The organism is Roseburia sp. MSJ-14 (assembly GCF_018918225.1).
GTDB lineage: Bacteria > Bacillota > Clostridia > Lachnospirales > Lachnospiraceae > Petralouisia.
In genome coordinates this window covers 1-25198 of the sequence record NZ_JAHLQD010000023.1, presented here as the reverse complement: position 1 = coordinate 25198, position 25198 = coordinate 1, and the positions used below count along the sequence as shown (strand labels likewise).

The window sequence follows — 25198 nt, the reverse complement described above, 5'->3', positions numbered from 1 at the left end:
GAGCATGGTGTTATTCTGCACCATGCTCTTTTAAAAATTGAAACGTAGTCTCATAGTAGGTCTGGGGATCTTTATCCATCGCCTGTGCGTGTCCGGCACCGGGAATAATAAGAAGTTCTTTTTCGCCCCCGGCTGCATCGTAAAGTTGATATGCCATATCTACCGGTACCATGTCATCCTGGTCTCCGTGGATAATCAAAACAGGAAGCGAGGTTTTCTTAATAGCCTTGAGGGCAGAGGCATGTTTTAAGTTATATCCGCCCCGTAGCTGTAACACAAGGTTCATACTGTCCAGTAGCGGAAAAGAGGGGAGTCCAAACCAATCCTTCATTTGTTTGGCAAACATCTGGTATGCATCGGTGTAGGCACAGTCGCTTACAATGGCACATACTTGGGAAGGAAGTTTTTCCCTGGACATCATAAGCGCGCAGGCAGCCCCCATAGACTGACCGTGAATGACAATTTTGGCATCAGGGTCTTTGGCAATGATTTGGTCTAACCAAAGCATGTTGTCCAGACGGTCGGTCCAACCCATACCAATAAAATCGCCTTCACTTTCTCCGCTGCATCGCATATCAGGAACCAGAGCATGGTAGCCACGGGCAACATATTCACAGGCGATAGGGTACATTTCTTCTTTCCAGCCGGTATATCCGTGAAGTAACAGTACCCACAAGTGGCTTTCTTCCTGTGGGGCAAAAGAAGTAGCAATTAACTGATAGCCATCCGTGGTAGTAGCGGTAGGTTTTTCATAAGAAGCAGTTTGTAGCCACTCATTTGTTTTTTGGATAGCGGCAGCGTGATTATTTTGAATATCACTGGTTTGCACTAAGGCTTCCGTTGCAGTTTCTGTTACTTCTTCAAAAGCGTCTGTTTTTTCCATAAAAGAAGGCACTAAGGCAAGACTTACTGCAAAATAGCAGGCAATCCAATAGGCGATAAAAAGAAGAAACAGTATAAAGAGTAGTGTATTGCGAAATTTTTTGTTTCGGTAAGTAAGTGTTTTCATAGGTATTAGCTCCTGTTACGAAATGCAGTCGGTGTACATCCGTATTTTCTCTTAAAAAGTCGGTTAAAATAAGAAAGGTTGTCAAAACCTGTTTCAGCGGCAATATTTACAATGGAATCCGAAGAGGAAACCAATAGTCTGGTCGCCATGGTGAGGCGGTAATCATTAAGATAATCAGTAAAGGAAACAGCCATATTTTGTTTAAAAAACTTCATGAAATGAGACTGAGAAAAGCCGCAAATATCAGCCGCATCTGCAATGGAAATCTTATCACTGTAATTCGTTTCTACATATTTTAATATATCCCTGAGTCGGTCTAAGGACTTGTTCTGATGACTGGGCAGCGGGTCCTTAATAAAGGAAATTAAAGAATGGAAAAGTGTAAATAGCTGTCCCTTGATTGCCAGTTCATATCCGGGAGCAAAGGTTTTACAGATGTTATCCATAGTATCCAGACAATTGGACAAAACCGGATAAACAGAAGAATCCGGAGTGTAGTGATTCCAAATGCTGATTTGGCGTTGCAACAATGGCTGAAAAAACTTTTCCGTACAAGTATCCCCCTGAACAGCCATTAACATATTAAGTTGGAAAATAATATTTTCGTACTCCATAGACCGGTCTTCAAATTGTTCGATAGAGTGGAGTTGTCCCGGGGGAACTACAATAATATCTCCGGAATTTACCACAATAGGAACCAGATCCACAGTGATTCTTCCCTGTCCCTTCTTTATATAAATGATTTCCATATCATTGTGCCAGTGAGCAGGAACTAAAGGGAAGTCCAGTGGGATACTGCAAAGGTAAATATTAAAAGGAAAATCTGCCAGTCCATGAGACTTGATTTCCTGTGTATTTTCATATTCCAGTATATTCATAGATAGTTATCCTTTCGTAAAGCCTTTCAAAAAGATTTGGTTAATTTGATAGTATTGTACTATATTATGCTATCATATTGCAAGAAAAACGGAAAAAATAAGGCTATAATGTACCCATAAGATAAAAACAGAACACAAGACGATGTGTCTTAAATAATCAAAAGATTTTAGGAGGATAAAAATGAAGGTAAAAGAATTACTGGAAAAACAGTGTGGTAAGGCAATTGCAGACTGTAGCAACGAAGAATTATATTACGGATTACTTGCAGTTGTAAAGGAACTTGCAAAGGAAAAAGAAAGCAATGCAGGAAAGAAAAAAGTATATTATATTTCCGCAGAATTCTTAATCGGAAAATTATTATCTAACAATATGATTAACCTTGGTATCTATGATGAAGTAGCACAGCTTTTCGCTGAAAACGGAAAAGACATCAACTTAATCGAGCAGGTTGAGCCGGAACCATCTTTAGGAAATGGTGGATTAGGACGTTTGGCAGCATGTTTCTTAGATTCCATGGCAACAATCGGATTAAACGGAGATGGTATTGGATTAAACTATCACTTCGGATTATTTTTACAGACATTCCAGGATCGTTTACAGAAAGAAAACAAGAATCCTTGGATTGAAGCACAGAGCTGGCTTACAAAGACAGATGTAACATATCCGGTACAGTTCGGTGGATTTACCGTACAGTCCAGAATGTATGACTTAGATGTAACAGGATTTGAAAACAGAACAAATAAATTACATTTATTCGATATTGAAACAGTTGATGAAAGCTTAGTAGGCGATGGAATCGACTTCGATAAGAACGACATCAAAAAGAACCTTACATTGTTCTTATATCCGGATGATTCTGATGAAGCAGGAAGACTTCTTCGTGTATACCAGCAGTACTTCATGGTAAGCAATGGTGCACGTCTCATTCTTGCAGAAGCAGAAGCAAAGGGATGTAACTTACATGACTTAGCAGATTATGCAACAATCCAGATTAACGATACACACCCAAGTATGGTAATTCCTGAATTAATCCGTTTATTAATGGAAAGAGGAATTCGTATGGACGAGGCAATTGAAATTGTTTCTAAGACCTGTGCATACACCAACCACACGATTCTTGCAGAAGCATTGGAAAAATGGCCAATGGATTACTTAAACAAAGCAGTTCCACAGTTAATGCCAATTATCCGTGAATTAGATACAAGAGTAAAAGAAAAATTCGATGATAAGTCTGTAGCAATCATTGATGATGAAAATCGTGTACACATGGCACACATGGACATTCATTATGGATACAGCGTAAACGGTGTTGCATACTTGCATACTGAAATCTTAAAGAAGAACGAATTAAATAACTTCTACAAGATTTATCCTGAAAAGTTCAACAACAAGACAAACGGTATTACATTCCGTCGTTGGTTAATGCATTGTAACAAGGGATTAAGCCATTACTTAGATGAAACTATCGGAACAGGCTGGCACAAAGATGCTGATGAGTTAGAAAAATTATTAGCATACAAGGATGATGATGCAGTATTAAATAAATTATTAGAGATTAAGGCAGAAAATAAGAAGAATCTTGCAGCATACTTAAAGGCTACTCAAGGTGTAGAAATCGATGAGAATTCTATCTTCGATATTCAGATTAAGCGTCTTCATGAGTACAAACGTCAGCAGATGAATGCATTATATGTAATTCACAAATATTTAGATATTAAGAAAGGAAACAAGCCAAGTACACCAATCACTGTTATCTTTGGTGCAAAGGCAGCTCCTGCTTATATTATTGCAAAAGATATCATTCATTTGATTTTATGCTTACAGGAAGTAATCAACAATGATCCGGAAGTAAGCCCATACTTAAAGGTTGTTATGGTAGAAAACTACAACGTAACAAAGGCTGAAAAGTTAATTCCGGCATGTGATATTTCCGAGCAGATTTCCTTAGCATCTAAAGAAGCATCCGGAACAGGAAACATGAAGTTCATGTTAAACGGAGCACTTACTTTAGGAACTATGGACGGAGCAAATGTAGAAATCGCCGATTTAGTTGGAAAAGATAACATTTATATCTTCGGTGAATCTTCTGATACTGTTATTGAACATTATGAAAAAGCAGATTATGTATCTAGAAAATTCTATGAAGAAGATCCGGAAATCAAAGAAGCAGTTGACTTTATCGTAAGTGATACCTTATTAAAGGTTGGACATAAAGAAAACCTGGAAAGACTTTACAACGAGTTATTAAACAAAGACTGGTTCATGACTCTGTTAGATTACAAGTCTTATGCAGCTAAGAAAGAAGAAATCTACAAAGATTACGAAGATCGTAAAGGATGGGCTAAGAAGATGATCGTAAACACTTCTAAAGCAGGATTCTTCTCTTCCGATAGAACAATTGCAGAGTACAACAAGGATATCTGGAAATTGAACTAATTTTGAAAAAATAATATGAGTGAAAGAGGGTACCTTTTGAAATTCCAAAAGGTATCCTTTTTTGGTTTACAAAAAGAAAGTAATATGATATTTTTTATAGGTGTAAAATAATAAAAGAAAAGAGGGAAGAGTGTGAAAAAGAAAGTATTTCGAAATGAAAGTCTGAACCGGATATGCAGGTTAGAGCATGCTATATGGTTAGTACCGGTATTTTTTTTCCTATTAAGTGCATGGAAAAGCAGAAGCAAAATCACGGAGATATTAGAGGCAGAACATTCTCTTGTTGTGATTATAGGGCTGATATGCTTTTTGGCATTTATCGCATTTTTGGAATCCATAATTCCATTCGCAATTTTAAAAGTATTTTTCCGTAAGATGAAAAAACAGGTGATAAAAAATAACAGTTTTATTCCCATTGAAGATTTTGACTACTATCGTGATAAACTGACAGGATTATCTCCTGCCATGATCAGTATTATATCTGACCTTGAAATAGAGCAGAGAAAGGATGTAGCAGCCTCTATTTTAAAATACGAGGAAATGGGTATTTTAAAAGTAGAAGGAAACAACTACGAAGCAGGAGATTATCAGAATGCTGATTTAAGAGAAAGTGATAAGTATCTGATAGAAGGTTTGGTAAATCATACATTCAATATGGAAAATGATCGAGAGTGGCGAAAACTTGTAGAAAAAGAAGCAGAGGAAGAAGGCTACTTAAAAAATCCATTGTCAAGGGGAAAACGAGGACTTGGCAAAAAGCAAACAGGATGTGGATGTGGCGGAGGTTGTCTGATGCCGATTCTTCTATTCATTTTATTTTTGGTAGTGACATTTCATGCAAATGCCAATACGGGAGAATTGGAAGCCATATTGGAAGCAGCATCGGATGATATGAGCTTTGGACAACAATTGGAGTATTTAGGTAAATATCCACAGGTATATCCTGTGATTGCTGAGATGATTCTTGCGCTGGTTCTTTTTATATTGACAATTATTTCACCGTTATTAGCAATAGTTGGTGGAATTGCTACGATGTCCAAAAGAAAAATTTGGACGAGAACGGATGCAGGAAATGAAATGGCAGAATGTATTTACGGTATGAAGAACTTTATTCACGATTTTTCAAATTTAAGTGAGGCACACAAAGAACAGGTAGTCTTATGGGATGATTATTTGGTTTATGCAGTAGTTTTAGAAGAAAACCAGCAAATTGTAAAAGAGATTATGAAAAGGAGAAATGAGAAATGGTAGTAGGAATTATAATAGCAGTTGTAGTAGTATTGATTTTGGCAATAATCATAAAAATATATAATGGATTAGTGGTATTGAAGAATCGTGTGGAAAATCAGGGAGCACAAGTAGAGGTTCAGTTAAAGAGAAGAGCAGATTTGATTCCCAACCTGATTGAAACAACCAAGGGATATGCAAATTACGAAAAAGCCACATTGGAAAGGGTAACAGAACTTAGAAGTAAAGTGTTGAATGCTTCTAGCGCAAGCGAATCCTATCAGGCAAGTAATGCCCTCGGTAGAGAATTAAATCAAATTTTAGTACATAGTGAGAATTATCCGGAATTAAAAGCAAATACTAACTTTATGAAATTACATGAAGAATTGGCTGATACAGAGGATAAGATTGTAAAAGCACGTCAGTTCTACAACGATACCGTAATGAAGTATAATACACAGATTATGATGTTTCCAAAGTCTGTTTTTGCCGGAATATTTGGCTTTAAGAAATTTGATTTGTTAGAGGCAACACCGGAAGAAAAGAAGAGTGTTAAGATAGAAGCGAATACATTTCAGTTCTAGAAAGAGAAATTAGATTGGGAGAAGAAAAGAGAAAACGTGAAATATAAAAATATAGTAACCGGAAAATTTCAAAGTCGTCCGAATCGTTTTATTGCCATGGTGGATATGGATGGAAAGGTAGAAACGTGTCATGTGAAAAATACCGGAAGATGTAAAGAATTATTGCTTCCGGAAGCAGAAGTATATTTGGAAAAAAGCGGCAATCCCAATCGCAAAACTGCTTATGATTTAGTGGGAGTGAAAAAGGGAAAAGTTCTTATTAATATGGACTCCCAGGCACCCAATCAGGCAGTAAAAGAATGGTTAGAAAAAGAAGTATATTTTAAAAATATTACCTATTTGAAGCCGGAATGTAAGTATGGAAATTCCAGAGTAGATTTCTATTTAGAAACAGCAGAGGAAAGAAAAATTTTTATTGAAGTAAAAGGTGTCACACTAGAAGAAGAAGGTGTCGCAAGATTTCCGGATGCACCTACCTTGCGTGGCATTAAGCATATGAAAGAACTAGAACAGGCAGTGCAACAAGGATATGAAGCGTATATTCTCTTTGTAATACAAATGAAAGGGATAAAATGGTTTGAGCCAAATGACAGAACACATTTGGAGTTTGGTGATACACTGCGTCAGGTAGCAAAAAATGGTGTAGGAGTTCTTGCCTATGATTGCAGTATTACAAAAGAGAGTATGGAATTGGATATGCCGGTAGAAGTTCGGTTATAAAAACGCTCCGCTAAGGAATCGCACCTCGCGGAGATGAAATTAGTCATAAATGACACCGTTCGAGCGCGAAAGAGTCCGACAAGCGGACTCTTTCTTATGCTTCTTCTTCCGTTTCGTTCATTTTTTCAGGAAGTTTCATAAATATTTTATTAATACGGTTCTTTTCCATATCTTCTACGCGAAGGAAAACACCTTCCGGAGTAGTGGCACATTCCCCTACCGTAGGTAAGTGGTCTAAAAGTCCAATCAGATAGCCGCCGATAGAATCATAATCTTCGGAAATCCAATCTAAAGCCAAGGTAGAACATAAGTCTTCCAGATTCATAGAACCTTGTACCATATATTCGTGCTCGTTAATCTGTTGGATTGGGTCTTCTTCGTCCATGTCGTATTCATCACGAATTTCACCGACAATTTCCTCAAGCAAGTCTTCTAAAGTGATAAGACCGGCAGTTGCACCGTATTCATCAAGTACAATTGCAATATTGATGGAAGATTTTTTCATTTCTACCAAAAGCTCGGCAGTATTTTTGTGCTCATAAGTGTAATAGGGTTTTCTTAAAATATCCCGAACAGAAAAGCTGTCCTTATTTTCATAGAGCAATAAATCCTTCATGTTAATAATACCAATTACATTATCGGTAGAGTCTTCATAAACCGGAAGACGTGTATATTTGTCCTTACGGAAAATATCCAGTAATTCCTGATATGTATTGTTGATATCTGCAAAGGTCATGTCAATACGAGGAACCATAACTTCTTTTGCCTGTGCGTCTCCAAAATCGAAAACATTGTTAATCATTTCACGTTCTTCTGTTTCAATGACACCCTCCTCATGACTGACATCCACAATGGTACGAAGTTCATCTTCTGTCATTGTATTTTGAGCTCCGTTAGGGTCTACTCGAAGTAAAGTAAGTAATCCCAACGCCATTTTATTTACAATGAAAATAAGCGGGGTCAGTATCTTCATAAGCATACTAACAATTCCGGCATAAGAAAGAGAAATCTTGTCTGCATGAATAGTGGCAAGTGTTTTCGGAGAAATTTCACCGAAAATCAAAACAAGAAGGGTTAATACACCGGTTGCAATACCTGCGCCTGCATTTCCAAATGCTTTGGTCGCAAAGGTAGTAGCAAGAGAAGAAGCGGAAAGGTTTACAATGTTGTTTCCAATCAGAATAGCAGAAAGCATTTTTCCTGAATTGTCTGTAACTTCTAAAACCTTTTTTGCCTTTTTATTTCCCTCATCTGCTAAAGACCGCATACGAATCTTATTTGAGGTAGTAAGTGCTGTTTCCGCAGAAGAAAAGAATGCGGATAACAATAATAAAATAATAATAACTAATAACTGTATGACGTCACTTGTGTCCAAGTACATCTCTCCTTTCATCACATAGATATAAATATAACGGAAACCAGTGTTATTTGCAAGGATTTCAGAAAAAATTCAGAAATTATATGAAAAATTTACCATAAGGGCATAGTAAGAAGTAAAAAAGAATATGATGAGAGTAGAATAATTGGAATACGAGGAAACAACAATGGGAAAAGGAATGATGAAACAAACATGGGTACTGTCTATTTTGAAATTATTACTGTTTATGTATATTATTACGGGAATATTGTTGGTGATTTTAGCGGGAATGCTTTGTAAGTTACAATTAAGTGAAAGTGTGGTAGCAGTTGGAATTGTACTTATTTATGTAATATCCGGATTTTTGGGTGGATTTCTGGGTGGAAAAATTATGAAAACCAGAAAATTTCTGTGGGGAATGGTATTAGGTGGCTGCTACTTTGTGATTTTAGTAATCGGCTCCATTTTATTCACACATGGAATTAATATGGAAATTGGCAGATTTTTTACCACATTAATATTGTGCATTGCCTCTGGAATGATTGGGGGAATGGCAAGCTAATAGGATTAAGATTTTTTTAAGATTTTCATTGAGTTTTATTTTTAAAACGCCTATTATAATTACAAATGTAAAACGTAAGAAGGCAAGGAGCTAAAAACGATGGAACAGCAGACAATTCTGGTAGTAGATGATAACAAAGAGATAGTGTTTTCCTTAGGAAAACTTCTAGAGTATGAAGGATATCGCATATTAAAGGCATATGACGGTATAGAGGCATTAGATGTATTACAGGAAGAAGAGGTGGATTTGATTCTTTTGGATGTAATGATGCCACGACTCAACGGACTTTCCGCATTGATGAAAATACGGGAAAATAATAAAATTCCGGTGATTATCCTTTCAGCGAAAACAGAGGAAAGCGATAAGGTGTCGGGACTTGTGATGGGAGCAGACGATTATATCGAAAAGCCTTATAATCCGGCAGAACTTACAGCAAGGGTGGCAGCGCAGCTTAGACGTTATCATACTTGGGGCGGTAGTGCACCCAAAGAAGAGGAAGACCGACTGGTAAATGGTGGAATTGTACTGGACCGTCAAATGAAGGTTGCAGAAGTAGATGGACAGGAAGTAAAACTTACAGCAACAGAATACCGCATTCTGGAAGTGTTGATGGAACATCCGGGACAGGTATTTTCAGCGGAACAAATTTACGAAAGAGCATGGAAAGAAATTGCAAATTATGCAGTGGAAAATACGGTTATGGTACATATTCGTCATATTCGTGAGAAACTGGAGATTAATCCGAAAAAACCAAAATATGTAAAGGTGGTGTGGGGCATTGGATACAAAATGGAAAAATACTAAAAAAACAGAGTGGAAAATACGAAAACATTTGCAAACGAAAAGAGCCAAAATTATCATTGCGCTGATATGTGGAATTTTAGGAATATGGCTATTTCTATATATGTGGAAGGAATGGTTCAATTTTCCAAGTAGGTCAGCGTGGGCAGTAGGAGGAATTTTGAATGTCCTTTTGGGAATAGCACTTTTCAACGGAATTCGGTGCGGAATGGAGAAACGTTATCAGGTATGGGATACTTTTGTGGAAGATTTCTTTCAAAAATGGAAAAAAGAGTGGAAAAAGCAACAGAAGTTCCTGATAGGCATAGCATTGGGAGTAGGAATTCTTTCAATTTTTATGTTTAAAACACAGATTATTGAAGTATATTACTGGTATGGATACAATTATAGTGTGGGATACGTCACTATTGTAAGCGTGTTGATTCAGTTTATTGTAGCTGAGGCAACGGTAATTCGTTTCATGCTTCGTTTGTTAAATCATCATATAGCAGATATGGAGGCGTTAGTAGAACAGAATGTGGAGAAAGCCATGGAACAGGCAATTCAAAGTGAAAGACTGAAGGTAGACCTGATTTCCAACGTGTCTCACGACTTAAAAACGCCACTTACTTCCATGGTTGGGTATATTGAGCTGATAAAAAAGGAAGAAGTGAGTGATGTTGTTGCCGATTATGTGGAAGTTCTTGGAAATAAAGCACAGAAGTTGAAAGAGATGATAGACAGTCTATTTGACCTGGCAAAAACAAGCAGTGGAAACATAGAATTTCATATGGAAAAAATGGAATTGAATCGTCTTATCGAGCAAGTGCAGGCGGATATGGAAGATAAGTTCACACAGGCAAATAGAGAGGTGGTAGCAGAACTTACGGAAGAAAACACGGAGTTTACCTCGGATAGTAGCTATATGTACCGGATATGTCAGAATCTAATGGAAAATGCATTGAAATATTCCGCAGAGCATACCAGAATTTTCTTAAAAACTGCCAGAGTTGAAAAGGCAGGAAAAGAGATGGTACGATTTGAGATTACCAATACTGCCAACTACCGGATGAATTTTTCAAAAGACCAGATTGTAGAACGATTTGCAAGAGCTGATAAGGCACGAACTACAGAAGGAAATGGATTGGGACTTGCTATTGTAAGTACCTATACCTCAGCCCTTGGAGGACTTTTTGAAGTAGAAATTGACTGTGACCAATTTAAAGCAATTGTGGAATTTCCTGTCAAGGAAAATGCAAAAAATGCTTTGCAATCCACAACAAGTATGATATAATGCCTATTAGTAATCAGAATTATATGGAAAGGAAGTATTTCTTATGAAACATGTAAAAACATTAAATACAAGAAAGTTACAGAAAACAGTAAAAAAAGGCGGATGCGGTGAATGTCAGACATCTTGCCAGTCAGCATGTAAGACATCCTGTACAGTAGGAAATCAGAGCTGCGAAAATAAATAAGAATACAAAAAGAATAAAAACACAAAAAAGGACCGTTCGTTAGTAGCGAGCGGTCATTTGTGCGTTATAGAAAGAGAGGAACTGCAATGGTTCACCAGTATAAAAACAACGGCTACAACATTGTGTTGGATGTAAACAGCGGAGCAGTACACATCGTGGATGATGTTATGTATGACGTTATTCCAATGTTTGAAGAAAATACAAAGGAAGAGATTATACAAAGCCTGGAGAGTAAATATAATAAGGCAGACGTTGAAGAAGCTTGGGAAGAAGTGAAAGAACTGGCAGATGATGAACAACTGTTTACCAAGGATGAGTACGAAGGGTATATTGAACAGTTTAAGACAAGACCAACAGTAGTAAAGGCATTATGTCTTCACATTGCTCATGATTGTAACCTCGCCTGTCGCTACTGTTTCGCAGAAGAAGGCGAATATCATGGCAGAAGAGAGCTGATGTCCTTTGAAGTAGGAAAGGCTGCATTAGACTTTTTGATTGCCAATTCCGGAAATCGACGGAATTTAGAGGTTGACTTCTTTGGCGGAGAGCCACTGATGAATTTTGATGTGGTAAAGCAGTTAGTTGCATACGGAAGAGAACAGGAAAAGATTCATAATAAAAATTTCCGTTTTACGCTGACAACCAATGGTGTATTGTTAAATGACGATATCATGGAATTTGCCAATAAAGAAATGGGAAATGTGGTACTTAGTATTGACGGAAGAAAAGAAGTACATGATTATATGCGTCCATTCCGTAAAGGAGCAGGAAGCTATGATTTGATTGTACCGAAGTTCCAAAAGTTTGCAGACAGTAGAAATCAGGAACGCTATTATGTAAGAGGAACCTTTACACATAATAACCTGGATTTTTCCGAAGATGTATTGCACTTGGCAGACTTAGGATTTAAACAGATTTCCGTAGAGCCGGTAGTTGCTCAGCCAACAGAAAGTTATGCACTGAAAGAAGAAGATTTACCACAGCTTTTTGAAGAATATGATAAGCTGGCTGTGGAAATGATTAAGAGACATAAAGAAGGAAAAGATTTTAATTTCTTCCACTTTATGATAGATTTAGAAGGTGGACCATGTGTGGCAAAGAGATTGTCCGGATGTGGTTCCGGAACAGAATATCTTGCAGTAACTCCTTGGGGAGATTTTTATCCTTGCCATCAGTTTGTTGGAAATGAAAAGTTCCTGATGGGAAATGTATATGACGGTATTAAGAATACAGAATTACAGAGCGAATTTAAATGCTGTAATGTGTATGCTAAGGAAAAATGCAGAAATTGTTTTGCGAGATTTTACTGTAGTGGTGGTTGTGCAGCAAATTCATATAATTTCCATGGAAGTATTACGGACGCTTATGACATTGGCTGTGAGTTAGAGAAAAAACGTATAGAATGTGCTATTATGATAAAAGCTGCATTGGCAGATGAAGCATAATATTCATGCATAAAGAATACAAGAAAGGAAGAACTAACATGAAGAAAAGCAAAGCAGCAGTGATTCTTGCAGTGATTTTAGTAGTGCTGACAGGAATGACTTGGTATGCAGGCACAATTGTTTCTACAGTAGGTGTTGGGGCAAGCCGTAATATTAAGCTGGGACTTGACTTAGCAGGTGGTGTCAGCATTACCTACAAGGCAGTTGATAAGAATCCTTCCGCAGAAGATATGAAGGATACCGTTTATAAACTGCAAAAGCGTGTAGAAAAGTACAGTACAGAAGCTAGTGTATATCAGGAAGGCTCTGACCGTATTAGTATTGAAATTCCGGGTGTTTCCGATGCCAATACCATATTGGAAGAAATGGGAAAACCGGGTTCTTTGGAATTTCAAACCTCAGATGGACAGACAATTTTAAGTGGATCTGACATCAAAGATGCTCAGCCTAAGACTTATACAGATGATAAAGGGCAGAAGCAGAATGTAGTAGCATTAACATTAACAGATGAAGGAACAAAGAAGTTTGCAGATGCAACACAGGCAAACTTAGGAAAGAGTATTCCAATTGTTTACGATGGAGAGACTATCAGCAGCCCAACCGTACAGTCTGTTATTTCAGATGGAAATGCACAGATTACAGGTATGGAAAGCTATGAAGCAGCAGATGAATTAGCATCTACCATTCGTATCGGTTCTCTTTCTTTGGAATTAAAGGAATTAAATTCCAAGGTAGTTGGAGCGCAGTTAGGAACTTCTGCATTGTCAGGAAGCTTAATGGCGGCAGTAATCGGTCTGGTATTAGTAATTCTGTTTATGATTGTCATGTATCGTATTTCAGGATTGGCGTCAGGCATTGCATTGATTTTGTATTCTGCATTAATGGTATGGGCTTTGTGGATTTTTGATATTACTTTGACATTACCGGGTATTGCAGGTATTATTCTTTCCATTGGTATGGCGGTAGATGCGAACGTTATTATATTTGCCAGAATTCAGGAAGAAATTGCAGCAGGAAAAACAGTAAAGACTGCAATGAAAATGGGATATGATAAGGCGTTATCCGCTATCGTAGATGGTAATATTACTACCTTGATTGCAGCAGTTGTATTAGGACTTAGAGGTTCCGGTCCGGTAAAGGGATTTGCTTATACATTAGGAATTGGTATTGTATTATCCATGTTTACCGCATTGGTAGTAACCAGATGGTTAATGAAATGCTTCTATACACTGGGAGCTAAGAGTGAGAAGCTTTACGGTAAGAAAAAAGAGAGAAAAACCATCAATTTCCTTGGAAAAAGAGCGGTATTCTTTACACTCTCTATTGCAGTTATTGCAGCAGGATTTATTGGAATGGGTGTACATAATGCAAAGGGTGATAAGATTTTAAATTATAGTCTTGACTTTGTAGGTGGTACATCAACAACAGTTGATTTTGGAAAAGATTATTCTATTTCAGAAATTGACAAAGAGATTGTTCCGGTATTAGAAGAATTAACCGGTGATAAGAACATTCAGACACAAAAGATTAAAGAGTCTAACCAGATTGTTATTAAGACACGTTCCCTGAATCTGAAAGAACGTGAAGCCTTAAATGATACATTAGCAGATAAGTTTGGTGTAGATAAAGAAACCATAACATCTGAAAACATCAGTTCTACCATTAGTTCAGAAATGAAGTCAGATGCTATTTGGGCAGTAGCAATCGCAACAATCTGTATGTTGATTTATATTTGGTTCCGTTTTAAAGATATACGTTTTGCAGGAAGTGCAGTACTTGCGTTGGTACACGATGTATTAGTTGTATTAGCATTCTATGCTATCGCGCGAGTTTCTGTTGGAAATACCTTTATTGCATGTATGTTAACTATTGTAGGTTATTCAGTCAATGCAACCATCGTTATTTTTGACCGTATCCGTGAGAATCTTCCGGCATTGCGAGATCAGAATAAAGAAAACCTTATGGAAGTGGCAAACAGAAGTATTACACAGACCTTGTCCAGAAGTATCAATACATCTTTGACAACTTTTGTCATGGTTGCATTGTTGTTTGTTTTAGGAGTAAGCTCTGTAAAAGAATTTGCATTACCGTTGATGGTGGGTATTGTTTGCGGAACTTATTCTTCCGTATGCATTACAGGCGCATTATGGTATACTTTCAGAGTAAGATTTAAAAAGAAAAAATAAGATAGTAAAATCAGTAACAACAAAAAGAACCGTGTAAACGGTTCTTTTTGTTGTTACTAAGAAAGGATTTATTTTGTTTCTGTAGATGTTGTTTCGTTAGATTTAGTATCATCATCCTTGTTAACGCCAGCCCAGTCATCAAACTTTTTCATAACTGCATCATAAGTTTTTTGAGAAATATCAGGAAGATCTTTTCCCCAGGCCTTTGTAGCAGCTTTGAAACCTTTTTCAAAAGCGGCACGCATAGATTCTGCTTTATCCGGGTCATCACCAACTAAAGCCTTTGCAAATTCAATGATACGATCGGAAGTCTGCTCTACACCCCAATATCCGTCATCAGCAATATCAGCCTGAGCCTGTGCTTTTACTTCCGGAGTAACGGTATAATCGCCACTTGCAAGGAACTTCCACATGTCATCAGCTTCGCCGATTTTAACGCCCTGCTGAGACATCATTTTTTCTACCAGACTCTTTAACTGAGCAGTTCTGGAATCAGCATCAGCCTTAAGACGGGCAACCACATCTTCCTTTGCGTAAATTGTTTTGGAAGAGGTATTTGTACCTTTTTCATAAACAACGCCGGAGTTATCGGTTGTTGTGCTTGTATCGTTAGAAGACTTTGTATAAGTTTTCGTATTGGTTGTTGCGGTATAAGCAGCTACATTGTTCACACTGTTTACATTCATAATAGAACCCTCCTTGGAAAATATCATGGGTATCCATACCCGTTAATCTATTGTTATATTTTCTATCGGTAGAAAGAAGGGAAAAATTAATAGCCATTGACTTTTTCTATAAAAAATGTTTAACTAATAAGTAGTATGTATACAAAATACAGGAGAAAAACAATGTATGAAATGAGACTCAAAGCGCTGGCAAAAATAAATCTGGGATTGGATGTAATCCGAAGAAGAGAAGATGGTTATCATGAAGTGAAAATGATTATGCAGACCATTCGTCTCTATGACAGAATCGTTATGCGTAAGCGGAGAGAACCCAAGATACAAGTAAAAACAAACTTGTTCTATTTGCCGGAAAACGAGAATAATCTGGTGTATAAGGCTGCAAAACTGTTAATAGAGGAATTTAAGATACAGCAGGGAGTGCAGATTGATTTGCAGAAATTTATTCCGGTTGCGGCAGGTATGGCAGGAGGTAGTTCCGATGCGGCAGCAGTACTGTATGGAATGAATCGAATGTTTCATTTGGGGTTATCGTTAGAAGAACTCATGGAACGTGGCGTGAAAATAGGAGCGGATGTTCCGTATTGTCTCATGCGAGGAACGGCTTTGGCAGAAGGAATTGGAGAACAGTTAACAAAACTTTCTCCGGTACCACAGTGTAAGATATTAATTGCAAAGCCGGCAATTAGTGTTTCTACCAAGTTTGTATACGAGAATTTGAAGCTTGATGAGAATACTGTGCATCCAGACATCGATCTTTTAATACAGGATATAGAAACGAAAAATTTGGCAGATATGGCAGCACACATGGGAAATGTATTAGAAAGTGTTACGATTCCCAATTATCCTGTAATTGCCCAAATCAAAGAGCAAATGATAAAAGACGGTGCCCTGAACGCTATGATGAGCGGAAGCGGCCCTACTGTATTCGGAATATTTGATGACAAGGAAAAGGCAGAAGTTGCTTATAAACGGATGCTTGAAGGTAATCTTGCAAAACAGGTATATTTAACAGAAGTTTATAATAATGGGAGGTAAGTTATGACAGAAAAGCTAGAATTAAATATGAATGCGTATTTGCCTCTGCGTGATGTGGTGTTTAATACATTGCGAGAAGCAATTTTAAAAGGAGAGTTAAAGCCCGGAGAACGATTGATGGAGTTGCAGTTAGCATCCAAGCTTGGGGTTAGCAGAACGCCGATTCGTGAAGCAATTCGTATGTTAGAATTAGAGGGGTTAGCAGTAACGGTACCGAGAAAAGGTGCCGAGGTTGCCCGTATGACAGAAAAAGACATGGAAGATGTATTACAGATTCGTAAGGCATTAGACGAACTTGCAGTAGGACTTGCATGTGATAATTTGAAAGAAGAAGATTTAGAGAAGCTGCATGTAGCTTTGAAAAATTTTGAAGCAAGTACCAGAGGGCATGATGTAAAAAGAATTGCTCAGGCAGACGTGGAATTTCATGATGTGATTTATCAGGCAACGGACAATCCGAAACTGGTTAATATGTTAAATAATTTAAGAGAACAGATATACCGATATCGAGTAGAATACTTGAAAAATGAAGATATCTATCCAACGTTAATACATGAACATGAAAAGATTTTCGACTGTTTAAAGCGAAAAGACAAGGATGAGGTAATCCGAGTGATGAGTTACCATGTAGTAAATCAGGAAATGATGGTGAAAAATATTATTCGTGAACAGGAATAATTAGGAATAAAAAAGAAAAATCAGGAAAAAATAAAAAATAAAAGAAAAAAGAAAAGAATTCCTTTCCATAGGGGTTCTTTTTTTGTGGAAAGAATGAGATAGATTATGCCAAAAAAAATCACCAAAAACCTGGAAGAAAATATTAAAAACTATGAGATACTGTTTTCGGATTGTGCCGACATCAAGAAAAGACGCATTAAAGTAGGAACAAAATTAAAACGAGAGTGTTATATTGCCTATATCGAGGTGGCACTGAATAATACAGAGTGGAAAGAGTCGGCAATTGGAAAATTGTTAACTACACTTAGAACACTTCCAGAGGAGGAACTTATTTCTTATGTCAAAGAAAATACATGGGATATTTCAGATTCGACTCCCTTTGATACCATAGAAGATGCAGCACAGGGAATGTTGACCGGTGATGTCATCTTTTTTTTAGAAGGATATGAGAAGGCATTGAAGATTCCGGATCTGGGATATCCGGGAAGAGGAGTATATGAGGTAGAGTCAGAGAAGGTAATCAGAGGCTCTAATGAGGGCTTTTCAGAATCAGTCAAGTTAAATACCGCATTGATTCGAAAAAGACTTCGAAGTCCCCATGTAAAGGTGCGAGAGAGCTTTGCAGGAAAGCGGACACATACCAACGTGGATTTGGTTTATTTAAAAGATTTAATTCATCCGGAAGTATTAGAAGAAATTGAAAAGCGGTTACAGGAGTTTGAAATTGATGGAACATTGGATAGCGGAATTATTGAGCAGCTAACAGAAAGGAAAAAGTATTCTCCCTTTCCCCAGTTTCAAACCACGCAACGACCGGATAGAGCGGCGATGGCGATTCTGGAGGGGAGAATTGTACTGTTATCGGATAATTCACCAGTGGCGTTGATACTTCCGGCTACCTATAACTCCTTTATTCAGACAAGCGATGACTATTATAGTCGCTGGGAAATTGCTTCCTTTACCAGAGTATTGCGTTATGTGGCATCGTTTCTTGCAATGACATTTCCGGGATTATATCTTGCAATGACAAATTTTCATACACAGATTTTACCTACGGATTTATTGCTATCACTGGCGGCATCCAGACAGGGAGTCCCCTTTCCCGCAGTCATTGAAGTGCTTTTAATGGAACTTGCCTTTGAACTGTTACGAGAGGCAGGAGTACGGCTACCGGGAGCAAACGGGAATACCATTGGTATTGTAGGAGGATTGATTATCGGACAGGCGGCAGTGGATGCCAATATTGTAAGTCCTATTGTGGTAATTGTGGTGGCATTGACCGCACTGTGTTCCTTTGCAGTACCAAATGAAGAATTTGCCACAGCGTTTCGGATTTTGAAATTTGGATTTATTTTGGTATGTGGATATTTGGGATTTTTCGGATTCTTAATGGGAATTATGGCGGTGTTGATACATTTATCTCATTTAGAAAGCTTTGGAATTCCATATTTAGCTCCCTTTGTGGGGGCAGATTTAAATGGATATCAGGATGAAAGAGATACCTTTTTGCGTTTACCGTTGAAATTTCTGAAAAAGAGATCTCTTTATACCCGAGAAGGCGCAAGAACCAGATTAAAACTAAAATAAGGCGGAAAAATATGTTTGCAGATAATTGGAAAATTTCATTACGCCAGATAAGCAGAATTATGATATTGGATTTGTTTGGACTTAGTAGTTTGGTGTTACCGAGAATAGTAGCAGATATGACAGGAGCAGATGGGATTGTTTGTTTTCTTCTTGGAATGGGCGGCGGAATCCTGCTACTGGGAGTGATACAGGGGAATGTACGGTATATGGAAGGAAGCTATTACCAGTATTTAAAGAAAACCATGGGGCAGATTCTTTCAGATGTCTTTATGGTGTTTTATTTGCTGTATTTTATAATATTAGCCGGATATGTGTTATATCAGTTAGATATTCTTATTTTGTCGTGGCTGTTGCCCAAGGGAAATTATTGGATGGTGGAGGTATTGCTGTTATTATTAGCGGCTTATGGAACGTTTCGCGGAATCGAAGGAAGAGTGAGAATTTATGAAATTTTATTTTGGTTTCTTGGAATTCCGTTGTTGATTATGTTGATATTTGCCACCGGTTCCGTGGATACAGATATATGGACTCCTGTTTTTTATACCAATGGAAGAGGGTATATGGAGCATAGTATTACCGTTTGGAGTTATTTACTGCCGTTGTCAGGGTTATTGTTTTTAAAGGAATTTGCACAAAAGCCGGAAAGACTGGTAAAAAGCGGAAAAATAGCAGTTATAACAGTAACGATTTTAAATGTAGTGATATATTTAATTTTGATAGGAAATTTTGGACAAAAAACAGTGCAGGTATTGAAACATCCGGTGATTACACTCATGGGAATGGTAGATTTGCCGGGAGGATTTTTTACACGGCAAGATGTAACCATGACAGCCATTTGGTTTTTTGCATTATTTGCACTTCTTCATACCGGAGTTTTTCAAGGGACGTTAATTATGAAGCAGTTGTGCAATGAAAAGAAAAGTAATTACAGTATGTGGGTGGCTCTGATTTTTATATTTTTTATAGCAGATAGTTTTATAAAAAATGGATTTATGGAGGATATATTTAAAGCATACCAAGAGCGAATTGCATTGCCGGGAATGTTAGTTATTTTGATTATAGTGCCTCTGGTATATCAGGTACGAAGAATTATGAAAAAACCGGAAGGAGAAAAAACGACATGGGAAAATCAGTCAAAATAGCAATCTTCTTACTAAGTATGAGTTTTCTGGGGGGATGTGATTCTGCGGAATTAGAGCAACGGAGTTTCCCACTGGCAATGGGGGTTGATATACAAATGCAAGAGCCGGAAGAAAATTTAGTCATTACTTATGACTTCCCGGATTTAGAGCAGATTTCAGAAAAAAGCAAAACAGCAGATACACCCATGGGGTTTTCCTTAGAGGGAAAAGATTTGTATCACGTTGAAAAGTCTTACGAGAATAATACCAATCGAATTTTGGATTATAATCATTTGAAAACAATAATTGTAAGTGAAGAGAACTTCGGAAACATGCAAAAGGTACGAGGTTTATTGGAAAACTGGGAAGACAGACCGGAAGTAGCAAGAAATATCAGCCTATTTTTTACACCCAAAAAGGCGGCGGAAATCCTCACATTAACAGATAAGACAGAAGGTTCTGTGGGAAAATATTTAGAAGAAATGTTAGAAAGCCAGAAGGATTTTCGAGCAAATAAGGTTGCAACCATAGGAGACTTGATGAATCAGTGGCATAATCAAGATGAGCTTCTTCTGGTTCCGGTGCTGACAGAACAGGGAGGACAGCCTGCAATTACACAGTACGGTGTGATTTCTGATTTTGAGTATGTAGGGGACATTTCTGTAGAACAGGCAATGGAGGTATTTTTAAGTCAAAATCTGTTAAAGCATTTTTCGTATGAATGTGAAGATGGCACGGTAATAGAAATCAGCAACATCAGGGTAGAACAGGAAATTCAAGAGAAGGATGGAGTTCCGGTAGTAAAGACAAGCCTTGTAGGAAAAGGGAAAATCAGTCAATCGATTGTTCTGGAAGATGGAGAAAAATATCGACTGGAAAAACAGGTAGCAGAGCAATTAGCATTTCAACTGACAAAAACAGCAAACGAATTGCAGGAAACATACGGAGTAGATATAACAAACAGTTATATTACACTTGGCGGACATCAGCGGGAATTATATAAGAAGTATGATAATATGCCGAAAACTTACGGAAAAAGTGTCAGACATGTATTTCAGGCAGAGATTACAATCTTAAATTTTCAATAAATGTATAAGAGGAAAATAATGGGTAATACTTTCTTTAACCGGTAAAAAGGGTTTGCGCAGCCCGGTTAAGGAAGGTATTTTTTGTGAAGAAAATTTTATTATTAGTAGTAGTGGCAATTTGTCTTGTAATCGGAGGAAAACAGTATCAGCAACATAAAATGGCAGAAGAAATTGCAGGAAAAATTATAAGATTTCATGTATTGGCAAATAGTGACAGTCAGGAAGACCAGAATTTAAAGTTAGAAGTGCGGGATGCAATCGGTGCGTTTATGCAGCCAAGACTTGCAAATGTAACAGATATTGAAAGCAGCCGACAGATTGTACAGGAAAGTATTCCGGATATTGAACAAAAAGCAGAAGAAGTGATATCGGAGAAAGGATATACATATACTGTATCTGCAAGACTTTCTAATATTGATTTTCCGGAAAAGACATATGGACCCTATACATTTCAGGCAGGAAATTATGAAGCATTGGAAGTTGTTATCGGGGAGGGAGAGGGACATAACTGGTGGTGTGTAATGTACCCAAACTTATGTTTTTTCAATAGTACTTATGAAGTAGTGGATGCAGAAGCAGAAAAATCGTTGGAACAAATATTAACGCCAGAGGAATATCAGAGTCTTATGGAAGATAAAAATTATGAAATAAAGTTTGCATTTTTAGATTTCTGGAAAGATATCAAGGAATCAGTTGCAATTTTTCACTAAAAAAGGTAATATAAATCTATATGACTTAATGTATGGAGAAAGTAATATGATACAATCATTTGAAGATAAAAAATATGCCCCGATTGGGGTATTTGATTCCGGTGTAGGTGGGCTTACGGTAGCAAGAGAAATTATGCGCCAATTACCGGAAGAACGTATCATTTATTTTGGTGATACGGCAAGAGTACCTTATGGTAGTAAGTCTAAAGAGACAATTACTCTTTATTCCAGACAAATTATTCGTTTTCTGGAATCTAAGGGAGTGAAAGCAATTGTAGTCGCATGTAATACTGCAAGTGCATTTGCACTGGAAACCATTCGCCCGGAAATGAAGATTCCCATTATCGGAGTGGTAAAGCCGGGGGCTAAGGTGGCAGCAGAGACGACAGTAAATGGAAGAATTGGTGTAATCGGAACAGAAGGAACCATTGGAAGCCAGATTTATACCAAGACAATTCAGGAGCATAATCCGGATGCAGTGGTACTTGGAAAAGCATGTCCATTATTTGTACCTCTGGTAGAAGAAGGATGGTTGAAAGATCCGGTTACCATTGAAGTTGCCAAACGGTATTTGGATTATTTCCAAAAGTCTGATATTGATACTTTGATATTAGGTTGTACCCATTATCCGTTATTGCGTTCTACGATACGAGGCATTATGGGAGAAAAGGTTAATTTGGTAAATCCTGCATATGAAACAGCACAAGGCTTGAAGCGATTATTGGCAGAGCATCAGCTTACCAATGACGGAGCGGACACCAGAGAAGTGCCAATGTATCAGTTTTATGTCAGTGATGCAGCAGAGAAGTTTAAAAATTTTGCCAATTCTATTTTACCATGTGAGATAGAGGAAGCACGGTTAATACATATAGAGGAGTAACATATGACAAAAGATGTATTATTAACAATTAGCGGTTTGCAGTTTGCAGCGCAGGGTGAGGAAGAGGCAGAACCGGTAGAGGTTATTACTGCTGGTGATTATTATAAGAAAAATGGAAAACATTATATCTTATACGATGAAGTTATGGAAGGCTTTGAAGGAAGTACCCGCAATCTTATTAAGATTACAGACGATTCTTTGGATATTACCAAAAAGGGTGTATCCAATGTGCATATGATATTTGAGAAAAATAAAAAGAACATTTCTTATTATCACACACCTTTCGGAAGTATTTTAATAGGAATAGATGCGAAAAGTGTAGATATTAATGAAACCGATGAAAATATAGACATCAAGGTAAAGTATAATTTGGAAGTAAATTATGAACATCTGGCAGATTGTTCCATTACCATGAATATTAAGTCTAAGGAAGCGAAAGACTTTTCATTGGCGTAGAATACATAAAAGGAGAAGATAATTATGAAAGTAAGAAAAGCGATTATTCCGGCAGCTGGCTTGGGAACCAGATTTTTGCCGGCAACAAAGGCGCAACCGAAGGAGATGTTGCCAATTGTTGATAAGCCAACGATACAGTATATTATTGAAGAAGCAGTGGAAGCAGGAATTCAGGATATTATCGTGGTAACCGGTCGTAATAAGCGTTCCATTGAAGACCACTTTGACCGTTCTATCGAATTAGAATTGGAATTAGAACGAAGTGGAAAACAGGAAATGCTAGATATGGTAAAAGAAATTTCTGAGATGGCAAATATTCATTACATTCGTCAGAAAGAGCCAAGAGGACTGGGACATGCTATACTAGCAGCACAGCATTTTATTGGTGATGAACCATTTGCGGTATTGTTAGGTGATGATGTGGTTATTTCAAAACAACCATGTTTAGGACAGATGTTAGATGTATTCCATGAGTACCAGACATCTATTTTAGGAGTACAGACTGTTCCACACGAAGTAGTAAATAAATACGGAATTATTGCAGGTAAGCAGGTAGATGACCGTGTATATAAAGTACAGGATATGGTAGAGAAACCATCTCTGGAAGAAGCACCATCTAATGTTGCGGTATTAGGTCGTTATATCATTACACCGGAAATATTCTCATTTTTGGAAACTCAGGATGCAGGAAAAGGTGGAGAAATCCAACTGACAGATGCCTTAAAGCGTTTAGCAAAGGATCAGGCAATGTATGCATATGATTTTAAAGGACATCGTTACGATGTGGGAAGTAAGATGGGATTCTTGCAGGCAAACATTGAGTTTGCATTGCGTGATGCTACCTTAAAAGATGAGGTAAAGGAATATTTAGAACGTTTACATGGAAACATGGATGAAATGTTGAAATATGATTAGTGAATGTTAAGATGTTAGAAGTATAAAAACGAAATAGTAAGTTATGAAGTATCGTCAGCCATATTGATGGCAGACGGTACTTTTTCTTTATTATACAAAGAAAACAGTTGACAGGAAAGAGGAAAAAAATTACACTTATAGTAAGTTACGAGGAGAGTATACAAAAAGGATAGGGAAATTGTCTAGGTCTATGATTCCATAGACGGCTGATTCAGTAAAATCCAAAGTATGAAAAATTGTAGCTGACTTTGTAACAGAAAAGAACAGGAAGTGGGGTGAGTTTTTGAGCAAGCGGATGGAAAAAGAAAGGCTGCAACGAGAGTTAGAAGACTTGGAAATGAAAAAGAAGAAATGTAGCAGACAGTTGGAATATGCACAGGAGATTTTGAACACAAACCAGAAGAGATTAGAAGACATTGTGACTTTTGAACTGGAAAAAACAGGCGTGTTAAATCGTTTTCAGAGTCTGTTTATTTGTCAGCGGAGTGTTGCGTCCATGCGATATGTCTTGGAAGGCAGGGTTAGCGGACAGAATGTTCGGAGTTTTTATGAAAAGGTGGAAGAAAAGACAAAAGAATTGAAAAGGATAGAAAATTCTTTTACAGAAGAACTGGAAGAGTTAAATCGAAAAATCAGATATACCAGAGAGCGGATAGTGCAAGTAGAACAGGAAATTCAGATGGAGGAGCAACAACGTGGCAGAAGTAGATATTAAGGTAAGCTTTTCCAAGGTAACGATGGGAAAAACTGCATTTCGGGAAATGAAGGAAAATGTAATGTATCTGTTAAGTGAATATCAGAAAATCATGGGAGATGTGGTGTGGAAAAGTGTAAAGCAGGGACAGGTGCACGATAACCTTGCCGAATATATAGAAAAAACCAGTACGCTGAAGGAAGTAGCAGAAACTATTTTTCAAAATGTGGAAGACCAGTTGGAACAGTGGAAAGTGGATTTTGAGGAGGCGGACGAAGAACTTTATGAAGAATAGTCTGGAAGTAAGTTATTTAGAAGTAAATCTGCGAATTGCAGAGTTGGAAGCATTGCAGGATACCTGCCGGGCAGTACGGGAAAGCCTCGGAGAAATGGAAGGTGCAGGGTTGGCACGAGACAGTGTGAATGAATTGGTGAATGCCAGTAATGAAGTAATAGCTATTTTGGATGAGTATCTTATCAATGAAACGATTCAAACGTTAAAAAAGATAAGAGACGGATATGAAGAAAGCGAGGATAACAGCATACTACAAATGCAGTTATTGCTGGGATTAAGTGGAACAGGAGAGTAAAAGGGATGGACACAAGGGATTTTTCCGTAGACACAATAGAGGAAATATATGATATTATAGAAGAGTTAAAAAATCAGGGAACCTTTCTGGACAGC

26 protein-coding genes are annotated in these 25198 nt (G+C 37.5%); 22 read left to right on the top strand and 4 right to left on the bottom strand.

The window, feature by feature from the left end; genetic code table 11:
* Positions 1 to 10 precede the first annotated feature (10 nt).
* Both KQI83_RS09210 and KQI83_RS09205 read right to left on the bottom strand, forming a co-directional pair.
* On the bottom strand, positions 11 to 1009 hold the full coding sequence (locus KQI83_RS09210) for an alpha/beta hydrolase (protein ID WP_216556891.1): 999 nt from the start codon (positions 1007 to 1009) through the stop codon (positions 11 to 13).
* A 5-nt stretch (positions 1010 to 1014) separates the two neighbouring features.
* Positions 1015 to 1887, bottom strand: a complete 873-nt coding sequence (locus KQI83_RS09205; RefSeq protein ID WP_216556889.1) for a helix-turn-helix transcriptional regulator — start codon at positions 1885 to 1887, stop codon at positions 1015 to 1017.
* Positions 1888 to 2068: 181 nt separating this feature from the next.
* Between KQI83_RS09205 and KQI83_RS09200 the strand changes: the two genes are divergently transcribed.
* The 4 genes from KQI83_RS09200 (at position 2069) to sfsA (ending at position 6855) form a co-directional block, all read left to right on the top strand.
* Positions 2069 to 4324, top strand: coding sequence for a glycogen/starch/alpha-glucan phosphorylase (locus tag KQI83_RS09200; RefSeq protein ID WP_216556887.1), 2256 nt, complete (start codon positions 2069 to 2071; stop codon positions 4322 to 4324).
* A 132-nt stretch (positions 4325 to 4456) separates the two neighbouring features.
* Positions 4457 to 5575: a DUF2207 family protein gene (locus tag KQI83_RS09195; RefSeq protein ID WP_216556885.1), complete on the top strand. Its 1119-nt coding sequence runs from the start codon at positions 4457 to 4459 to the stop codon at positions 5573 to 5575.
* Positions 5569 to 6135 (top strand): LemA family protein, encoded by a 567-nt coding sequence (locus tag KQI83_RS09190; protein WP_216556883.1) that lies wholly within the window; start codon positions 5569 to 5571, stop codon positions 6133 to 6135. The genes KQI83_RS09195 and KQI83_RS09190 overlap by 7 nt, the downstream gene beginning before the upstream one ends.
* A 36-nt stretch (positions 6136 to 6171) precedes the next feature.
* Positions 6172 to 6855, top strand: a complete 684-nt coding sequence (gene sfsA / locus KQI83_RS09185; protein WP_216556880.1) for a DNA/RNA nuclease SfsA — start codon at positions 6172 to 6174, stop codon at positions 6853 to 6855.
* A 94-nt stretch (positions 6856 to 6949) separates the two neighbouring features.
* Here sfsA and KQI83_RS09180 read toward each other — a convergent pair whose 3' ends face one another.
* Positions 6950 to 8230: an HlyC/CorC family transporter gene (locus KQI83_RS09180; RefSeq protein ID WP_216556878.1), complete on the bottom strand. Its 1281-nt coding sequence runs from the start codon at positions 8228 to 8230 to the stop codon at positions 6950 to 6952.
* Positions 8231 to 8399: 169 nt separating this feature from the next.
* Here KQI83_RS09180 and KQI83_RS09175 point away from each other — a divergent pair, with 169 nt between their 5' ends.
* The 6 genes from KQI83_RS09175 to secD all read left to right on the top strand — a co-directional run bounded on the left by KQI83_RS09175 (position 8400) and on the right by secD (position 14663).
* A complete protein-coding gene (locus KQI83_RS09175; RefSeq protein WP_216556876.1) occupies positions 8400 to 8774 on the top strand; it encodes a TIGR04086 family membrane protein in 375 nt (124 codons plus the stop codon).
* A 99-nt stretch (positions 8775 to 8873) separates the two neighbouring features.
* Positions 8874 to 9578, top strand: coding sequence for a response regulator transcription factor (locus KQI83_RS09170; RefSeq protein WP_216556874.1), 705 nt, complete (start codon positions 8874 to 8876; stop codon positions 9576 to 9578).
* Positions 9553 to 10848: a sensor histidine kinase gene (locus KQI83_RS09165; RefSeq protein ID WP_253295568.1), complete on the top strand. Its 1296-nt coding sequence runs from the start codon at positions 9553 to 9555 to the stop codon at positions 10846 to 10848. The genes KQI83_RS09170 and KQI83_RS09165 overlap by 26 nt, the downstream gene beginning before the upstream one ends.
* Positions 10849 to 10891: 43 nt before the next feature.
* On the top strand, positions 10892 to 11032 hold the full coding sequence (scfA, locus tag KQI83_RS09160) for a six-cysteine ranthipeptide SCIFF (protein WP_216556872.1): 141 nt from the start codon (positions 10892 to 10894) through the stop codon (positions 11030 to 11032).
* Positions 11033 to 11118: 86 nt separating this feature from the next.
* Entirely contained in the window at positions 11119 to 12477 is a 1359-nt protein-coding gene (scfB, locus tag KQI83_RS09155) for a thioether cross-link-forming SCIFF peptide maturase (RefSeq protein WP_216557131.1), read from the top strand.
* A gap of 38 nt (positions 12478 to 12515) precedes the next feature.
* Positions 12516 to 14663: a protein translocase subunit SecD gene (gene secD, locus KQI83_RS09150; protein ID WP_216556870.1), complete on the top strand. Its 2148-nt coding sequence runs from the start codon at positions 12516 to 12518 to the stop codon at positions 14661 to 14663.
* 68 nt (positions 14664 to 14731) lie between these two features.
* Here the strand turns inward: secD and KQI83_RS09145 are convergent, their stop codons facing one another.
* Complete coding sequence (locus KQI83_RS09145) at positions 14732 to 15349, bottom strand: hypothetical protein (RefSeq protein WP_216556868.1); 618 nt, start codon at positions 15347 to 15349, stop codon at positions 14732 to 14734.
* Positions 15350 to 15511: 162 nt separating this feature from the next.
* Here KQI83_RS09145 and ispE point away from each other — a divergent pair, with 162 nt between their 5' ends.
* The 12 genes from ispE to KQI83_RS09085 all read left to right on the top strand — a co-directional run bounded on the left by ispE (position 15512) and on the right by KQI83_RS09085 (position 25103).
* Positions 15512 to 16384 (top strand): 4-(cytidine 5'-diphospho)-2-C-methyl-D-erythritol kinase, encoded by an 873-nt coding sequence (ispE, locus tag KQI83_RS09140; RefSeq protein WP_216556867.1) that lies wholly within the window; start codon positions 15512 to 15514, stop codon positions 16382 to 16384.
* A gap of 3 nt (positions 16385 to 16387) precedes the next feature.
* Positions 16388 to 17062, top strand: a complete 675-nt coding sequence (locus KQI83_RS09135) for a GntR family transcriptional regulator (RefSeq protein ID WP_216556865.1) — start codon at positions 16388 to 16390, stop codon at positions 17060 to 17062.
* A 105-nt stretch (positions 17063 to 17167) separates the two neighbouring features.
* A complete protein-coding gene (locus tag KQI83_RS09130) occupies positions 17168 to 18649 on the top strand; it encodes a spore germination protein (RefSeq protein ID WP_216556863.1) in 1482 nt (493 codons plus the stop codon).
* An 11-nt stretch (positions 18650 to 18660) separates the two neighbouring features.
* The gene (locus KQI83_RS09125) at positions 18661 to 19791 is read left to right on the top strand and encodes a GerAB/ArcD/ProY family transporter (RefSeq protein ID WP_216556861.1); all 1131 of its coding nucleotides are present in this window, start codon (positions 18661 to 18663) and stop codon (positions 19789 to 19791) included.
* Positions 19770 to 20858, top strand: a complete 1089-nt coding sequence (locus KQI83_RS09120) for a Ger(x)C family spore germination C-terminal domain-containing protein (RefSeq protein ID WP_216556859.1) — start codon at positions 19770 to 19772, stop codon at positions 20856 to 20858. The genes KQI83_RS09125 and KQI83_RS09120 overlap by 22 nt, the downstream gene beginning before the upstream one ends.
* A gap of 83 nt (positions 20859 to 20941) precedes the next feature.
* On the top strand, positions 20942 to 21568 hold the full coding sequence (gene spoIIR, locus KQI83_RS09115) for a stage II sporulation protein R (protein ID WP_216556857.1): 627 nt from the start codon (positions 20942 to 20944) through the stop codon (positions 21566 to 21568).
* Between the two features lie 46 nt (positions 21569 to 21614).
* Complete coding sequence (gene murI, locus KQI83_RS09110; protein WP_216556855.1) at positions 21615 to 22448, top strand: glutamate racemase; 834 nt, start codon at positions 21615 to 21617, stop codon at positions 22446 to 22448.
* 3 nt (positions 22449 to 22451) lie between these two features.
* Complete coding sequence (locus KQI83_RS09105; protein ID WP_216556853.1) at positions 22452 to 22904, top strand: DUF1934 domain-containing protein; 453 nt, start codon at positions 22452 to 22454, stop codon at positions 22902 to 22904.
* A 24-nt stretch (positions 22905 to 22928) separates the two neighbouring features.
* The gene (gene galU / locus KQI83_RS09100; protein ID WP_216556851.1) at positions 22929 to 23819 is read left to right on the top strand and encodes a UTP--glucose-1-phosphate uridylyltransferase GalU; all 891 of its coding nucleotides are present in this window, start codon (positions 22929 to 22931) and stop codon (positions 23817 to 23819) included.
* A gap of 283 nt (positions 23820 to 24102) precedes the next feature.
* On the top strand, positions 24103 to 24534 hold the full coding sequence (locus KQI83_RS09095) for a hypothetical protein (RefSeq protein ID WP_216556849.1): 432 nt from the start codon (positions 24103 to 24105) through the stop codon (positions 24532 to 24534).
* Positions 24515 to 24808 carry a hypothetical protein gene (locus KQI83_RS09090; RefSeq protein WP_216556847.1) on the top strand — a complete coding sequence of 98 codons (294 nt, stop codon included), beginning with the start codon at positions 24515 to 24517 and terminating at the stop codon, positions 24806 to 24808. Before KQI83_RS09095 ends, KQI83_RS09090 begins: the two co-directional genes overlap by 20 nt.
* The gene (locus KQI83_RS09085) at positions 24798 to 25103 is read left to right on the top strand and encodes a hypothetical protein (RefSeq protein WP_216556845.1); all 306 of its coding nucleotides are present in this window, start codon (positions 24798 to 24800) and stop codon (positions 25101 to 25103) included. Before KQI83_RS09090 ends, KQI83_RS09085 begins: the two co-directional genes overlap by 11 nt.
* The last annotated feature ends 95 nt before the right edge of the window (positions 25104 to 25198 follow it).

Excerpts from the sequence above, each read along its gene's own strand:
- KQI83_RS09210 (WP_216556891.1), bottom strand. The coding sequence starts at position 1,009 with ATGAAAACACTTACTTACCGAAACAAAAAATTTCGCAATACACTACTC.
- KQI83_RS09205 (WP_216556889.1), bottom strand. The coding sequence starts at position 1,887 with ATGAATATACTGGAATATGAAAATACACAGGAAATCAAGTCTCATGGA.
- KQI83_RS09200 (WP_216556887.1), top strand. The coding sequence starts at position 2,069 with ATGAAGGTAAAAGAATTACTGGAAAAACAGTGTGGTAAGGCAATTGCA.
- KQI83_RS09190 (WP_216556883.1), top strand. The coding sequence starts at position 5,569 with ATGGTAGTAGGAATTATAATAGCAGTTGTAGTAGTATTGATTTTGGCA.
- KQI83_RS09175 (WP_216556876.1), top strand. The coding sequence starts at position 8,400 with ATGGGAAAAGGAATGATGAAACAAACATGGGTACTGTCTATTTTGAAA.
- KQI83_RS09170 (WP_216556874.1), top strand. The coding sequence starts at position 8,874 with ATGGAACAGCAGACAATTCTGGTAGTAGATGATAACAAAGAGATAGTG.
- scfA (WP_216556872.1), top strand. The coding sequence starts at position 10,892 with ATGAAACATGTAAAAACATTAAATACAAGAAAGTTACAGAAAACAGTA.
- scfB (WP_216557131.1), top strand. The coding sequence starts at position 11,119 with ATGGTTCACCAGTATAAAAACAACGGCTACAACATTGTGTTGGATGTA.
- secD (WP_216556870.1), top strand. The coding sequence starts at position 12,516 with ATGAAGAAAAGCAAAGCAGCAGTGATTCTTGCAGTGATTTTAGTAGTG.
- KQI83_RS09145 (WP_216556868.1), bottom strand. The coding sequence starts at position 15,349 with ATGAATGTAAACAGTGTGAACAATGTAGCTGCTTATACCGCAACAACC.
- ispE (WP_216556867.1), top strand. The coding sequence starts at position 15,512 with ATGTATGAAATGAGACTCAAAGCGCTGGCAAAAATAAATCTGGGATTG.
- KQI83_RS09135 (WP_216556865.1), top strand. The coding sequence starts at position 16,388 with ATGACAGAAAAGCTAGAATTAAATATGAATGCGTATTTGCCTCTGCGT.
- KQI83_RS09130 (WP_216556863.1), top strand. The coding sequence starts at position 17,168 with ATGCCAAAAAAAATCACCAAAAACCTGGAAGAAAATATTAAAAACTAT.
- KQI83_RS09125 (WP_216556861.1), top strand. The coding sequence starts at position 18,661 with ATGTTTGCAGATAATTGGAAAATTTCATTACGCCAGATAAGCAGAATT.
- KQI83_RS09120 (WP_216556859.1), top strand. The coding sequence starts at position 19,770 with ATGGGAAAATCAGTCAAAATAGCAATCTTCTTACTAAGTATGAGTTTT.
- murI (WP_216556855.1), top strand. The coding sequence starts at position 21,615 with ATGATACAATCATTTGAAGATAAAAAATATGCCCCGATTGGGGTATTT.
- KQI83_RS09105 (WP_216556853.1), top strand. The coding sequence starts at position 22,452 with ATGACAAAAGATGTATTATTAACAATTAGCGGTTTGCAGTTTGCAGCG.
- galU (WP_216556851.1), top strand. The coding sequence starts at position 22,929 with ATGAAAGTAAGAAAAGCGATTATTCCGGCAGCTGGCTTGGGAACCAGA.
- KQI83_RS09085 (WP_216556845.1), top strand. The coding sequence starts at position 24,798 with ATGAAGAATAGTCTGGAAGTAAGTTATTTAGAAGTAAATCTGCGAATT.